This window comes from Candidatus Thiosymbion oneisti, from assembly GCF_900092655.1.
GTDB classification, from domain to species: Bacteria; Pseudomonadota; Gammaproteobacteria; order Chromatiales; family Chromatiaceae; genus Thiosymbion; species Thiosymbion oneisti.
This window is the reverse complement of record NZ_FLUY01000546.1, coordinates 1-14527: the sequence shown is the minus strand read 5'-3', so window position 1 is coordinate 14527 and position 14527 is coordinate 1. Positions and strand designations below refer to the sequence as shown.

The 14527-nt window shown below is 60.9% G+C and carries 10 protein-coding genes, 1 pseudogene and 1 CRISPR repeat array; of the genes and pseudogenes, 7 read left to right on the top strand and 4 right to left on the bottom strand.

Annotated features, from left to right (window positions below; genetic code table 11):
• Positions 1 to 171: 171 nt before the first annotated feature.
• Complete coding sequence (locus BQ17_RS05730) at positions 172 to 1056, top strand: HipA domain-containing protein (RefSeq protein WP_089725102.1); 885 nt, start codon at positions 172 to 174, stop codon at positions 1054 to 1056.
• A 39-nt stretch (positions 1057 to 1095) separates the two neighbouring features.
• The gene (locus tag BQ17_RS05725; RefSeq protein WP_089725100.1) at positions 1096 to 1842 is read left to right on the top strand and encodes an HIRAN domain-containing protein; all 747 of its coding nucleotides are present in this window, start codon (positions 1096 to 1098) and stop codon (positions 1840 to 1842) included.
• A gap of 78 nt (positions 1843 to 1920) precedes the next feature.
• Here the strand turns inward: BQ17_RS05725 and BQ17_RS05720 are convergent, their stop codons facing one another.
• Complete coding sequence (locus BQ17_RS05720) at positions 1921 to 2064, bottom strand: AAA family ATPase (protein ID WP_208108591.1); 144 nt, start codon at positions 2062 to 2064, stop codon at positions 1921 to 1923.
• A gap of 270 nt (positions 2065 to 2334) precedes the next feature.
• Here BQ17_RS05720 and BQ17_RS23705 point away from each other — a divergent pair.
• Positions 2335 to 2523: pseudogene (locus tag BQ17_RS23705) on the top strand (AAA-type ATPase lid domain-containing protein); the annotation flags it as partial.
• Positions 2524 to 2784: 261 nt separating this feature from the next.
• On the opposite strand, the gene BQ17_RS05710 reads toward BQ17_RS23705, so the two are convergent.
• The gene (locus BQ17_RS05710) at positions 2785 to 3195 is read right to left on the bottom strand and encodes a hypothetical protein (RefSeq protein WP_256091491.1); all 411 of its coding nucleotides are present in this window, start codon (positions 3193 to 3195) and stop codon (positions 2785 to 2787) included.
• A gap of 115 nt (positions 3196 to 3310) precedes the next feature.
• Here BQ17_RS05710 and BQ17_RS05705 point away from each other — a divergent pair, with 115 nt between their 5' ends.
• Positions 3311 to 3697 (top strand): AbrB/MazE/SpoVT family DNA-binding domain-containing protein, encoded by a 387-nt coding sequence (locus tag BQ17_RS05705; RefSeq protein WP_089725098.1) that lies wholly within the window; start codon positions 3311 to 3313, stop codon positions 3695 to 3697.
• Positions 3698 to 3888: 191 nt separating this feature from the next.
• Positions 3889 to 8862, top strand: coding sequence for an NACHT domain-containing protein (locus BQ17_RS05700; protein WP_089725096.1), 4974 nt, complete (start codon positions 3889 to 3891; stop codon positions 8860 to 8862).
• Between the two features lie 652 nt (positions 8863 to 9514).
• Here BQ17_RS05700 and BQ17_RS05695 read toward each other — a convergent pair.
• Positions 9515 to 9856, bottom strand: a complete 342-nt coding sequence (locus BQ17_RS05695; RefSeq protein ID WP_176722309.1) for a type II toxin-antitoxin system PemK/MazF family toxin — start codon at positions 9854 to 9856, stop codon at positions 9515 to 9517.
• On the bottom strand, positions 9856 to 10164 hold the full coding sequence (locus tag BQ17_RS05690) for a ribbon-helix-helix domain-containing protein (protein WP_243448375.1): 309 nt from the start codon (positions 10162 to 10164) through the stop codon (positions 9856 to 9858). Before BQ17_RS05690 ends, BQ17_RS05695 begins: the two co-directional genes overlap by 1 nt.
• Before the next feature lie 97 nt (positions 10165 to 10261).
• Between BQ17_RS05690 and BQ17_RS05685 the strand changes: the two genes are divergently transcribed.
• Positions 10262 to 12007: a CRISPR-associated endonuclease Cas4/Cas1 gene (locus BQ17_RS05685; protein WP_089725089.1), complete on the top strand. Its 1746-nt coding sequence runs from the start codon at positions 10262 to 10264 to the stop codon at positions 12005 to 12007.
• Positions 12008 to 12010: 3 nt separating this feature from the next.
• Positions 12011 to 12304: a CRISPR-associated endonuclease Cas2 gene (gene cas2 / locus BQ17_RS05680; protein ID WP_089725087.1), complete on the top strand. Its 294-nt coding sequence runs from the start codon at positions 12011 to 12013 to the stop codon at positions 12302 to 12304.
• Positions 12305 to 12716: 412 nt separating this feature from the next.
• Positions 12717 to 14281: direct repeats of the CRISPR family, unit length 36 nt; unit sequence GTATTCCGCGGCTAATCGCCGCGGCCTCATTGAAGC.
• Between the last annotated feature and the right edge of the window lie 246 nt (positions 14282 to 14527).

Genomic DNA, 14527 nt, shown 5'->3' with positions numbered 1-14527 from the left:
CCCCAGGCTCCAGCGTGGGAGCAGATCCCGACGCTCCAGCGTCGATTAAACGCCTCGGTAGGCTAACCGCCAACGCCTATCAGTACAGAGGAGCTGCGTCCGCGGGAGCGGACAAGATGGCGTAAAAGTGGCGACTGAAAATTATACCTGCTGCCTTGAACGGAAAGACCGTTGATCTATCCGATTATCCAAATACCCGATGACGCCGGGGAGAAGGTCGAGCAGCAGGGGACGAAACGCAAATTCTGGTATGCGGGGGATACCCTGCTCTTCAAGGAGGGGCGCCCGGGAACCGGCGAAAACTGGGCGGAGAAGGTTGCCTGCGAGATTTGTGCCCTGCTCGAGATTCCTCATGCCCATTATGAGTTCGCCACCTCGCAAGGACGCGAGGGCGTCGTCACCAAGTCTTTTCTGCCTGCAGGCTGTGAATATGTAACGGCGAACGCTATCCTGTCCAGGCTGAAGCCAGCGTACAAGGATCAAAGGCTTTACCAAGCCCGGCAACACACGGTGCGCGTCTTCTTAGCCCTCGGCGCGAACTCGCCGTTTGGATTTCCGGTTGAGCTTCCGGTTGGATATGCTGCGCCCTCGTCCATTGGACGGGCCGATGATCTGATGGTCGGGTATCTGGTGCTCGATGCCCTGATCGGCAACTCGGACCGACACGATGAGAATTGGGGTTTCATCAGCTGCGGTGGATCTCCTTCGCACGTCATGTTAGCCCCGACCTTCGACCATGCGTCGAGTCTCGGGCGGAACGAGACCGACGAGAATCGACTCAAACGACTGATGACTCAGGATCGCGGCGGTTCGGTTGAAGCCTATGCCACGCGGGCGCTCCGGGTTTTTCGAGACCCCCACGGCACGTCGGACCATGACCACCCTGGATGCCTTCACGGCGGCTGCAAAGATGCGTCCGGCGGTTGCCTGCTACTGGCTCAAAGTGCTGTCCGGCCTGAGCATGTCGGACTTCGAGTCCATCTTTGTGCAGGTGCCCTCACACCTGATCACGACACCGGCAAGAGATTTTGCCTTACGGATGTTGGAGGCCAATAAGCGTCGATTACTGGAAGCCGTATCGAGGAGGAGATAACGATGAACGTGCTCTTTGTGGCCTGGCAAGACCCGGAAACCCGTCGCTGGTGGCCTGTCGGGCGACTATCCCGTGAAGACGGCGATTACCATTTTGTCTACACGAGAGGCGCGGAGGCAGCCGAACGCTTCGTGCCGTTCGGCCGCATGACTAACCTCCATGACGTCTATGTCGCTAAAGAACTCTTTCCGTTGTTCGCCAATCGGCTACTACCCAAGTCACGCCCGGAATATAGGGACTTTCTGTGTTGGCTCGGATTGGAAGGATCGGATGACGCCCTGGATCAATTAGCGCGCAGCGGTGGTATACGGGCAACGGATTCGTTGCAGATTTTCCCCTCTCCCGAGCCGACCCCGGACAATCACTATGCGGTCGAGTATTTCAGCCATGGTATTCGATATATGCCCCCGACAAGTCGAGAGCGGATCGAGACCCTTGACCCCGGAGAATGGCTCTATTTGATGCGGGATATCCAAAACCCGTTCGATGATGATGCAATGCTGATGCGGACGGGTGATCCCATCTTGGGCGTAGGGTATTGTCCTAGATTCTATTCCGCGGACTTTACCAAGCTCCTGGATCTGATAGGCAAAGACCAGGTTCAGGTAACCGTAGTCGCGGTGAATCCGGATGCGCCCTTACAGTTTCGGCTGCGTTGCCGCTTGACCGCTCCCTGGCCCGCCGGCTTCGGCGCCTGCCGGCAGGAAACATTTGAGCCGCTGGCGGCCGAAACGTCGGGATCGATCTGATTAGAGGGTATCTGTGCAAGCGGATGACCACGAACCGCACCCCCGGCTCCTGCCATGCCCGCAGCTTGCGGGGAATGCTCAGTTCGAGAAGGTAAACACATCGAACAGCGTCGACTTGCCCGATCCGTTGGCCCCCACGACCACAGTCATAGGTGGCAGGTCCCTCACCGCTGTATGGCGGAAGAGCCGGTAGTTCTTGATTTCGATGCTTTCGATTTGCACGGTTCAGTCCCGGATCCTGTTGACATTTAAGAAGACCTCGGGACAGTTTGAACCGCAAAGGCGCAGAGATAAAAGGGACCTTGAAAAATCCCATTGCCATGAATGATGTCCCTACCCAAGGTGTTCAATCTCGACATTACCCTCCGTTAAAAGCAATCCTGAGTTATTTGGCGTTGTTTGGGGGACCGGACATGTTGCGTTCGACGCATGAAGGCTCGTTGATCTACGGCCAGGCCAGTACCGGCGTCTTAACGCAACCTACACCCACATTTTCTGGTCGCCAAGATCGGCAAGGCCCAGGACCGGAAGCTCAAGATCACCGACAGCGCCCTGCGAGTGCTGATCCGCCACGACTGGCCGGGCAACGTGCGAGAGCTGGAGAATTGTCTGGAACGCTCCGCGGTCATGAGCGAGCAGGGCGTGATCGACCGGGACGTGATCGAAATAGCCGGACTCGATCAAGGCATCACCGTTCACCAACAGCAGATCGATCTCCAGCTCCTCTATCGGAGACCAGCCGATGGAGCTGAAAGTCCTAGGGCAAGGCATGCCAGCGGTATCGGCAGGGGGCACCGGCTGTGCCGCGAGCGGCCGTGGCGACAGGGACCGACTCTCCCAGCTGCCCGCAGAGCTCGTAGGTTGGGCAAAGCCGCCAGGGACGGCGGCGTGCCCAACAAATCATTTAAAAATTAACCACCACCCCAATTCTATACCCGTCACCTATTTAGGTTTCGCCCCACTTTCAATGCAGAACCTCGTCGAGGCGACTGGCGGTAAGGACCCGCTCGGACCACTCCAGCAGGGTCCGCTCGCTGGCCTGTTCGATACGTCGCTGTATCTCGTCAGGTAATCAGGATCGCGTTCTAGAGTGGTCAGCCCCCGCACCGCTTGGGCATAGACCTCGGCCTTGCGCCCCGCGGGATACTGCATGTTGGGCAGGTTCAGCCGGACTACCAGATTGTCGCTGTGACGGTGGTGCTCGTAAGCCAGCTCGCCCAGGGTGCAGCTCAGGTAGCGGAAATCGAGATAGGTATCCTGGTCTCCGCTCAGGCGCAGCCGTTGGGCCGCACCCCGAGCTTGGTGCAGGAAGAGGATGCTCTTGCGTTGGCGTAGCCGCTTGGTACGGTCCACACCTCGCACGAGCGGTCACAGGGCACCAGCTTGCAGCGCTTCCGGCGCCGACGAGCAACCTTTCGGATCATCGGTTAAACTCCTGAATTTTAACCAGTAAGAGAAGCCGTCACCGATGTCGACTGTTACCGTCTCCGATACGGGCCAAGTCGCTATCCCCGCGGCGATCCGACGCCGACTCGGCATCGCCCCCGGCAGCAAGCTGGACTTCGAACTGGAAGGAGACAGCATCCGCATCCGGCTGTGCAAAGCTGTTCCCCCATCGCGGGCCGGAGACGGCTATGGATTGCTGCGCTGCGAGCTGCCCGGAGAACGACGGCTCGCGGGCTTCGATGTTGCAGTAGCCATGCGGAACCAAGATGCCGAAGGAATGGACTTCGCGGACGCCCTACACCTGAAAGGCAGCGCCCATTGTATGGCGCTGTATACCTTCGACGACCGCAGGTTCGCGCGGCGTGCTGGCCGGCTCACAGACGGCACTCGCGTGATTGTACCGACCTAAAGGACTGTCGTGACAGATGGGGAACACTGAGGTGTCGGATGCGCCGGATCCATAATCCAAGCACGGTGCCCGACAATTGCCTGCGAGTAATTTTCAGCCCCTGTCCCTGGATTCCGTCGTTTTGCCACAGTTAGCCGTCCTCCAATCGCATCGGTCGGCACCGCGGCGCAACCGGAGCGCGGAAACTCTTCATGAGCGGTGACAACGGCTTTCCCCCGGAAATCCCCGCGGATCTGTATAGCCCACCAGATCGGATTGAGTCCGACCCTCCGGCTGAACCCGACCCTCCGGTGAGCACACGTCCGGCGGAGCTTCCTTTCGATCAACTCAGTTGGGAGACCTTCGAGCGGCTTTGTCTGCGAGTGGCGGCGGAAGGCCGCGACTCCCGCTACGCCAAGCTCTACGGTCGCCGGGGTCAAGGCCAAGAAGGCATCGACCTTTACGTGCGGCGCTCGACCGGGCGATATGAGGTCTGGCAGTCGAAACGCTACAAGGAGTTCACTGCCAAGAAGATCGAGCAAGCCGTCGATACCTTTTGCGAGGGTACATGGCGTAAGCAGTCCGATACCTTCGTACTCTGTGTTGCCGCATCACTTCAAGACACAAAGATTCAGGGCGAAATCGAGCGTCAGGCGCGGCGTCTGCGGAAGTCGAATATCGAGTTTCAGCCGCTTGACGCCCAGGGTTTCTCTGGACGTCTTCGGAAGCATCCGGAGATCATCGACGATTTTTTCGGTCGCCCCTGGGTCGCCGCGTTCTGCGGTGAGGATGTTGCGCGCCAGCTTCGCGAGCGTCTGCCGGTCGAAGAGGCCGCGGAACTCCGCAAGTCGCTCGGTGCTCTCTATCGAAACTACTTCGAGATATGGGATTCGGGAGCCAACCTGCCCGCCGGCTTCAGGGACGAGTCACACCGAGGGTTACCGCTTCGGGAACGCTACATCGAGCCCGACCTGATCGAGTCGACGCGAGTGATCAACACCCAAACCGGGGCAAGGCCCGATGGCAATGACAACACCTTCCGGCCGAAAGACAGCGAGTCTGACCGGCGGGCCAACGCACCACCGGTGCCCAGGACGGAGATCGTCGAGCAGAGATCGCCGGCGTTCAGTTGGATTTCCAGGCACGAGCGGAGCATCCTCCTCGGCGAGGCGGGTTCGGGCAAGTCGACCTTGCTGCGCGTCCTGGCCCTGGAGATCTTGGCGGAAAAGCCGAACAATGCGATCGTTCAGGCGCGATGGGCGGGATACCTGCCTATTTGGTTGCCCTTCTCCTTCTGGACCGAGAGCATTGCGTCGGCACCGGAATCCAGACAGCTCAAGGCGTCACTGCGTCGCTATCTCGAAGAGCTTGATGCGCCTGAGCGGCTTTGGCCCCTGGTTGAGCGCGCGTTGCGAGATCGGCGTCTTCTCTTGTTGGTCGACGGCTTGGATGAGTGGGCCAATGAGCAGGCAGGTCGCACGGCGCTCGACCTGTTGCGCGGTTTCGTCGACAACAACCGGGTCGCTGCCATTCTCACCAGCCGTCCCCTCGGTTATCAGCGGATCTCCGGTCTCGATGACCGCTGGCGTGTGACAGAGCTGGCGCCCCTGTCTCGACCCCAGCAGCAGGAGCTGACCTATCGTTGGTTTCGGCATGTTGGTACCACGACGGCCCACCCCGAGGGACCGCATCGCGATGACCGGCAACATAACCGGATCGCTCGGGAGCAGGCCCGCGGTTTCATCGCGGAGCTCCATCAGCAGATGCAGCTCGCCATCCTGGCCGGGATTCCGCTGCTGCTGTGGGGCCTGATCGCTTTGCACCTGTCTCAGGCGCGCCTACCCAGGAACCGCTTTGCCGCCTACCAAAAGCTCACCGAACTGCTGCTGCACAGTCACCCGGCAAAGCGGCGCGCGGCGGCGCTGAACCGCGGCGGCGAACCTGGATTGTCGCCGGAGGCCCAGGATGACGCCCTGGCGTGCCTGGCCTTCGAGGCGCTGATCCACGGCGAGCAGGCCGCGCTGGAGGACGACCGGGCCAAGACAAGGCTTGTCGACTACATGGCGGAGGAGCTTGGCTACTCCCGACAGGAAGGCTTACGCGCCGGCGAGGCATTTCTCGACATCGGCTCGGATGCGACCGGCCTGCTGATCCACAGGTCATCCCAACATTTCGGGTTCATGCACCGGGCGTTCCTGGAATTCTTAGCGGCCGCTTACATCTCGCGCCTGAACCTCGACGAACAAACCAAGTTGATCCAATGGCATGGCCGAGACCCGCGCTGGCGGGACGCGATCCTCGCAACCATCTTTCTGACTCGCCGACCAACGGATACCGAGGCACTGGTCCAAGCCATCGAAGAAGTACGGGAAGGCCCGACCAGCGCCTTCGTTCGGCAACGCATTCTGACCGAACTCGCCTGTGGCCCCTTTCAGCTCCCGCCCAGGCTCGCGAAACGTCTCGCTCAAGATGCCTTTGCCGAGATCGAGACCGGCACCTGGATGCCACAACGCCGCAAGCTCATGGCGCTTATCGTCGACGGTCTGGAGTCGGACAGACTGCGCGGCACCGTTCAGGAACGCATCCGCCACTGGTTTCCGGATCGCTACCGATACCGCAGCGGTATCTACGAGGCGATGGCCCACTGGCCGCAGAGCCGGGAGACCTTCGAGTGCCTTTGGCATGGCCTGCATGGTACCGAAGGTCGTAATCGACGGGCCGCCGCCTTGGCGCTCGCAGAGGCCTATCGCGGAGACACCGAGGTCGAGGAACGACTTAAGCAGCTCCTGTGCACGCCCGCGGAACCGGAGCTCCATGCCGCTACGCTGGACGCCCTGGCCCTCGGTTGGCCCGAGTCGGAGGGCCTGGAGCAACTGGTTGCCGACGCTCGGCAATCACTCGACCCGTCGCTCAGACTGGTGGCGCTCCGGGCGCTGGTCGCCGCGCGCCGGCAAACCGATCAGGACCGAGACGAACTGCTGGCCCTCGCGCTCGGCGGCAGCGGTCTGCCTCGGGAAAGGCGGGATGAGCTGGCGGATGCACTCGTGGCGGGCTGGCCGGCTGACGCAGTGATCAAGGACTTTTGCCTCGATGGCCTCGATGCTTGGACACGACGATCTAGAGAATATCACGAGCGGGTCGAACATGAAGTCGCTTCCCGTGTTCTCCTATGCGGGTATTCGTCCGACCCGGAGATGATTGAACGCTTGGCTGCGGTATTCGAGCAGAAAAAGTACGTTTCGGTCGCTCTCGGCCACGACGCAATGCAGCTCCTGCCGCAAGTCTATCCGAATGCAACCCCGCGCCTGGAAGCCGCGATCGAGGCCTGGATTCCGACCCAACAATATAACGAGCACGAAGTCGCCTATGCGGTACTGGCGATTCGCACCGATAAGGCAAGGAATCAGCTGTTAGAACTCGTGAATGACGCGGAACATCTGCATCACTGGTCCGTGTATGCGCTGGTCGAAGGCTGGGGTATGGATGATCCCCAGGTTTCCGAGACCCTGCTGTCCTTGGCCCATGCCGACGACACGAGCGCGCTGTCCGTCGCGGCTCATCTGCCGGAAATTATTGGTGATCCGCAACGGTGTCGCCAACGCCTGCTCGAACTCGCTCGCCAATCGAGGAACAAGCTCGGATTCACTCAGGTCACAGCCGGGTTGCGCCGGTTGGGAATCTCGGAAGCGGACGATGAGATACTCGAAACACTCCTTGACCAGGATTTCGATGCCCCTAGAGGTTGGCTCACCTACAATCTCGAAACCCTGATGCAGTTCTTCCCCCAGGATGCTCGCGTGAGAGTGCTGGCTCGCAAGGAGCTCGCGCGCGACCCGGAGTACAGCTGTATCGAATCCGTGGCGAGCTGGTACGGCGATGACTCCCAGATGCGCAAGGAGATAGCCGCGGCTCTGAGTCCGCTGCCGGCCCCCCTACGATTAGATCTGGTCGAGCGATTGTCGAAGCTCGTCCCCGAAGACGAGTTCGCCCATTCGCTCTTGTCCGAGTACGAGCGTGACTATGCTGCGCCGGTAACCACGGCCGCCGCAATTGGCTACTACGGGTCCGTGACCCATCACGGGCATCACAGTGAAGATCAGTTGGATCACCTGAGACAGGGGCTGGTCACCGTTGGGGCCGCACGTGACTGCGCGCCACAGGCCGCCTTTGCGGGCCTGTTGACACTGGACAGACTCGACCTGTTTCTCGATCTGAAGTGGTCACCCAACAATGAGCCGGTAAAGGTATCCTTTTACGAATACCTTAACGACTATACCGTTCTTTACCGTCATGTTGCGGTGCATTGGGATCGACTGAAGCAGAAGATTAACGGACCGGAATGGGATCGCTTGAAAGGCATTGGACGTGAGGGCCGCCCGGAATTTAAGTTGCTTGCGCCCCACGTCCAGGATGGCTCCCCGCTGGAACAAAGTATCGTCGAGCGCATCGAGTCGGAAGGGGTCCGGAAGCGTTCCGCCGCTGAATTGTCGCTTTATGCCCGCCGCCGTCCTGGAACGGGCTTGCTGAAGGCCTTGTGTCTGCACAGGCTGGATGCGTCCTCGTCCAGGATGACCCTGCCTGGTATCCATGACGCGATGACGGCGATGGAGATCATCGGCGATCAGTTCGGCGAGGATTCGGACCTCCGAGCCGAGCTTGAGAGGCGTGTACTTGCATCCAAATACGATGACCAGTTTGCACTGATCGCCTTGTGCGCCGGTTGGCCGGGCTGTGATGTGATCGAGGAAGCCCTTCGCTGGTATCGAGAGAATAACCAGCGACTTCATTATCCAACCTTGTTCTACCTGATTTCCGATCAGTACGGTGTCGCGGAGTTCTGCGAGCGCATGGAGGGGATCCTCGGAGACATGAAGGGCACAGTATGGGAAATCTCTTCACGCTGTGCCGCACCCATCATCCGCCGCCTGCGCAACGACGAAGATGCCCGAACAGGTCTCCTCGCAAGGTTGCGCGAGACTTCCACGCCGAATGTAAAGGCGTCCGTGCCGGGATTGCTAGCGGCTGCAAGTGGTATGGATGATGAACTGCGAGGCTGGGCTTTCAACGAGTTGAAAAGGCAGGCTCAGCGTGACGGCGTTTCTGAACATGGCCTGAGTCTTTCCGACGGCACCATCCGGCCGGTTGCGCATGTGCTGATGGAACTGCTGGAAGAAATCCGAGAATGAGAAGCATAGGTTTCGACGGGAAATGCTCAAGCCCGCGTAGGTTGGGGTGAGGGACGAACCCCAACCTACGCGCTACGCACTTCGCCTGACGGTTCTGCGTGTGGATACGATTTTGGCACGAAATGTATGCCGGGCGTCGGGTGGGCTGTGCCCGCCATCACGGCGGGCACCTGACAGCTCTATCATCCCGAGCGCAGCGTTCGTTGGGGAGTAGCCCCATTCCGAATGGTTTTGCGCGCCCGGAAGGACCGGACGTGTTGCGTTTCGACGCCTACAGGCCCGTTGATCACCGAAGCCTCCGTGCCGGCGTCTCAACGCAACCTACACCCATGGTTCCGCCGTGCTGCCCGGACGCGCGGACCTCGCATGGGGTGTAGGTTGCGTTAGTCGCGCGGGGAGATGCTTAGGGGTGGCACGGCCTCGAACGCGGCGTAACGCAACACCTCCGGTCCCCCAACAGCGCCGAATAATTCAGGATTGCTTGAAGTGCTGCGTGGGCGAGTGGCCTGTGGGCACGCGTCGGTGTCCGAGCTGGTTCACCGCGCCGTGGACGCCTGGATCACGAGCTGGCCGGAAACGAGCCCTTCAGAGCGCCGCCGACGTGCGATTGAAGCCGCGGGCAGGTTTTCCTCCGGCATGCAAGCTGGTCGCCTCACGAGATTCCCAATATTGCCTTCAGGCTCTTTTCCACCGCGGCCATTTCAACCGGCGTAAGGGTAGTCAAAGGTCCATCTCCAATGCGGGCACGGTCCAAGGCCCGGGGTTGGTCCGTTACCACCTGACAGGGCTTGAGCAGTCGATCCCGTGCCGGCACCTGCACCCGCCAGATTTTGAAGGTCGGGTAAATCTTGGTGGTCAACGGCAGCACGATAACTAGCGGCGTGAGCGCTCCACCCAGCCTATCGGTCTGCATGATGACGACTGGCCGGATCTTGCCGATCTCCTGTCCGCGCGGAGGATTGAGATTCGCCGTCCAAACTTCTCCCCGGCGCATCACCTCCACCACTTTTCACCGGATGCTTCCGGTCCGGGTTCGCCGGGACGACGCCCCTCTGTAATGTCCAACGACTCATTGTCGAAGGGTAAGCATTCTTCAGCGATTGCTGTCGCTTCACGTCGGATTTCGGGATCGCCATATGCCTGCTTCGCTTCGGCGACCATGGCTGCCATGAACCTTTCCTGCTCGCGCCGGTGTAGGAACTCACGCAAGGCCTCGCGCACCAACTCGGACCGCGGCTTGCGCTCGATCTTGGCCTCCTCCGCCAGGCGTTGTTCCAACCCTTCGGTCAATCGCAAACTCATCGCACCCATAGACTAGACCTCACGACACGAATTGTGGTACATAATGTAGCACACAATGGAAGACGAATAGGATTCGATTTACGGAAGCCGGCACAAGATGGACGACGTGCACCAAGACCTCCCCTCCCAAGACCACCCCCCGGAGCAGACCGAGCTCCCCCTGCCTTTCCCGGAGCTCAACCGGGACCTGCCGCTGCTGCCGGCGCGCATGGTCAATGAGTACCAATATTGCCCGCGCCTGGCCTATCTGGAATGGGTACAAGGGGAATGGGAAGATTCCCGCGACACGGTGGAGGGGCGTTACATCCACCGGCGAGTGGACAAGCCCGGAGGCAAGCTGCCCGCACCGCGGGAGGCAGAGGAGCCGGAACCTATCCACGCCCGTTCCATCACCCTGTCGTCCAACCGGCTTGGGCTCATCGCCAAGATGGATCTCGTCGAGGGCGCGGGCGATCACGTGACCCCGGTCGATTACAAGCGCGGCAAGCGCCCGCACGTACCGCGCGGCGCCTACGAGCCGGAACGTGTCCAGCTCTGCGTCCAGGGCATGATCCTGAGCGAGCACGGCTATCGCTGCGAACAGGGGGTGCTCTATTACGCCGCCAGTCGCGAGCGGGTGCCCGTCCTGTTCGACGAGGAACTGCGCCGCACCACCCACAATGCCATCGACGGCCTGCGCCTGATTGCCGCCGGCGGACAGATTCCACCGCCGTTGGCGGACAGCCCCAAGTGTCCCCGCTGTTCCCTGGTGGGTATCTGTCTGCCGGACGAGGTCAACTTTTTCCGCGGCTCCGAGCTGACACCACGTCCCCTCACGGTTGATCGGGGCACCGCCCTGCCGGTCTATGTCCAGACCCACCATGCCAAGATCAGCAAGCGCGGTGAGCGCCTGGATATCTATATCGGCGACGACAAGGCCCAAAGCGTGCGGCTCATCGATGTCTCCCAGGTCGCCGTCTTCGGCAATGTCTACATTACCACGCCCGCCCTGCACGAACTGATGAGACGCAACATCCCCGTAAGCTGGCACAGCTTCGGCGGTTGGCTCATGGGGCATACCATCGGCACCGGGCACAAGAACGTAGAGCTGCGCACCGCGCAGTACACGGCGAGCTTCGACCCGGCCCTATGCCTGCGCCTCGCCAAGGGCCTGGTGGAGGCCAAGATCCGCAACGCCCGCACCCTGTTGCGCCGCAACTGGAAGGGGTCCACCGCCCCGGATGCCCTGCTCGAAGACCTCCGAGGCGATATCCGTCGGTTGCAGCGAGTCAAAGACCTCCAGGGCCTGCTCGGGATCGAAGGCTCCGCCGCCTCCCGCTACTTCGGCTCCTTCCGCTACCTGATCCGAGACCAGTATCGCAACGAGGCGTTCGGATTCGACTTCAGGACCCGCAACCGCCGTCCCCCGACGGACCCGGTCAACGCCATGCTCTCCTATGCCTACACCCTGCTGGTGCGCACCTGGGTCGTCACCCTGTCGGCGGTCGGCTTCGACCCCTACCGCGGCTTCTACCACCAGCCCAGATACGGGCGGCCCGCGTTGGCCCTCGACTTGATGGAGCCGTTCCGACCCCTGATCGCCGATTCGGTCGTGCTCCAGGCCATCAACAATGGTGAGGTTCGGCCCACCGACTTCGTGCAGGCCGCCGGCAGCGTCAATCTCACCAACGACGGCCGCAAGCGGTTCATCGGTACCTTCGAGCGGCGTATGAGCCATGAAGTGACCCATCCGCTGTTCCAGTATCGGGTCAGCTATCGGCGGCTGCTGGAGCTCCAGGCCCGTCTGTTCGGACGTTTCCTGCACGGCGAGCTCGACGCCTACCCCAACTTCACACCGAGGTAACTCATGGACCAAAGGCTCTACATCGTCACCTACGACATCTCGGATCAAGGCCGCTGGCGCCGGATCTTCAAGCTCATGAAAGGCTACGGCGAATGGCTCCAGCTCTCCGTCTTCCAGTGCCGGCTGACCCCTATTCAACACGCCGAATTGATTGCCCTGCTCGACGCCATGATCCATCATTCCGAAGACCACGTGATGCTGCTTGACCTCGGGGTAGCGGATAAGGTGGTGCCCCGAGTCGTCAGTCTCGGGAAAGCGGATTTCACCCCGATCGAGCACGAGCCGGTTATCGTTTGAGGACCCAAGGCAGCTGGCTGGATCAGGCTGTCCGCCCTGGTCCGTTCGGGGTAGCCGTCGTGGATGGGGTGGACCCTGTGGACCTGGTGGGGCCAGGATGCCCGATCCGGTCCATGCCCGCTGAGTCCATGAACAGGCACGGCACTCAAAAAATGCGTTGTGCGACGCCGTATCGGAAAATCATCAGGATAGGATTCTTCAAGGCCCCATAGCATTGCCGAGCCGCTGCGAGCACGCCGGTAGTACCCGCAACCCCGGACAGCGCTCGCAGAAAATCGCTCTTTAAAAATCAGGTAATTGGCTTATAATTCGAAGGCTCGTTGGGTATCCTGAAGCCTGCTCGCACCGCTTCGCCACAAGCCTTCGAAAACGGCCCGGCAAGACGCGGCAAAAAAGGGCTGCCGCGCGGGCGGTATTCCGCGGCTAATCGCCGCGGCCTCATTGAAGCTGCTCCAGCACGCCGTCCGGCGGGCTGGCGTATTCGGGTATTCCGCGGCTAATCGCCGCGGCCTCATTGAAGCAGGAGCGGGCCGACCAGGGTCGTCACGGCGCGGCCTCGTATTCCGCGGCTAATCGCCGCGGCCTCATTGAAGCCCAGACATCGATCGCGCACGGAGCCACCGAATACCCATGTATTCCGCGGCTAATCGCCGCGGCCTCATTGAAGCTTCGGATTCGGCCATCGTTAACCTCCTCGGTTAGCGTGTATTCCGCGGCTAATCGCCGCGGCCTCATTGAAGCCCCAAGGTTTCGGTTGATTTACGCGGGGGCAAAATCATGTATTCCGCGGCTAATCGCCGCGGCCTCATTGAAGCAGCACGCGGAGCTGATCATCGTGGCTGGGCGCCCCTCGTATTCCGCGGCTAATCGCCGCGGCCTCATTGAAGCCCTCTCTTTGTTGATTTTGGGCCGACAGGCTGTCGGCGGGTATTCCGCGGCTAATCGCCGCGGCCTCATTGAAGCATTCCTGCCGACGATGCGTGGCACTTCTGCGCCAGTGTATTCCGCGGCTAATCGCCGCGGCCTCATTGAAGCAGCCGGCCCTGGACGTGGCCGCCAACGGTGGGGCCTAGTATTCCGCGGCTAATCGCCGCGGCCTCATTGAAGCGTAGAGGGGGTGCGCCCTGGGGTGGAAATCCAGCGGCTGTATTCCGCGGCTAATCGCCGCGGCCTCATTGAAGCCGGGCAGGGTGCTCGCGGTCTCGACCCCGCAGGGCCTGTATTCCGCGGCTAATCGCCGCGGCCTCATTGAAGCATCTCCCGTGATCTCGGCCGACCAGCTCCAGGCCCACGTATTCCGCGGCTAATCGCCGCGGCCTCATTGAAGCTCCTCGACTAGGGTGGGGTAATGAGGGTGCCAACGAGTATTCCGCGGCTAATCGCCGCGGCCTCATTGAAGCCTTTTTGCCACTCGTCGTCTTTGATTTGGCGGGTCCTGTATTCCGCGGCTAATCGCCGCGGCCTCATTGAAGCCCCAGCGACGGCGGCGGGCTGGGGGCCACGGAGGCCGGGTATTCCGCGGCTAATCGCCGCGGCCTCATTGAAGCCGCGATACGGTGCTCTCTCGTCTATCATGTCGATCTCGTATTCCGCGGCTAATCGCCGCGGCCTCATTGAAGCAACACCGTCTGGGGATCCCTATACGAGACTGCGCAGTATTCCGCGGCTAATCGCCGCGGCCTCATTGAAGCCTGTTCTGGGATCAACACGACGAGCTTTTCTACCAGGTATTCCGCGGCTAATCGCCGCGGCCTCATTGAAGCGGCCTGACCCGCGCCGACCTGGACACCGAGCTCACGTATTCCGCGGCTAATCGCCGCGGCCTCATTGAAGCTTATTACTCTTTATTACTCCTGGGGGGTAATTAAGGTATTCCGCGGCTAATCGCCGCGGCCTCATTGAAGCTTTCTTTGTCGTATTGTGGCTGTCCAGGTTCTTTCAGTATTCCGCGGCTAATCGCCGCGGCCTCATTGAAACCCAATGCCATTAAGTTAAGCGTTCGTAAAAACCGACGCGGTTTGTGATCGATCGTGCGCTGTTTTTTTCGCCCTCACCCCAACCCCTCTCCCTTCGAGGGTGTCGTAAAAGGTGAGGCCCGACGCGGTCATTCTCGTTCCCATGTGCTGCGTGGGAAGGTGGCAGCTCTGCGCCGCGGAGAGCATCAGGCCGGTGTCCAGCATTCGTATACACGGGAATCACACCTGCCGGCTGTCCGGCGTTATC

What these genes read in the sequence shown, in the direction of transcription:
- BQ17_RS05700 (WP_089725096.1), top strand. Translation starts at nt 3,889, where the DNA reads ATGAGCGGTGACAACGGCTTTCCCCCGGAAATCCCCGCGGATCTGTAT.
- BQ17_RS05725 (WP_089725100.1), top strand. Translation starts at nt 1,096, where the DNA reads ATGAACGTGCTCTTTGTGGCCTGGCAAGACCCGGAAACCCGTCGCTGG.
- BQ17_RS05685 (WP_089725089.1), top strand. Translation starts at nt 10,262, where the DNA reads ATGGACGACGTGCACCAAGACCTCCCCTCCCAAGACCACCCCCCGGAG.
- BQ17_RS05695 (WP_176722309.1), bottom strand. Translation starts at nt 9,856, where the DNA reads ATGCGCCGGGGAGAAGTTTGGACGGCGAATCTCAATCCTCCGCGCGGA.
- cas2 (WP_089725087.1), top strand. Translation starts at nt 12,011, where the DNA reads ATGGACCAAAGGCTCTACATCGTCACCTACGACATCTCGGATCAAGGC.
- BQ17_RS05690 (WP_243448375.1), bottom strand. Translation starts at nt 10,164, where the DNA reads ATGAGTTTGCGATTGACCGAAGGGTTGGAACAACGCCTGGCGGAGGAG.
- BQ17_RS05705 (WP_089725098.1), top strand. Translation starts at nt 3,311, where the DNA reads ATGTCGACTGTTACCGTCTCCGATACGGGCCAAGTCGCTATCCCCGCG.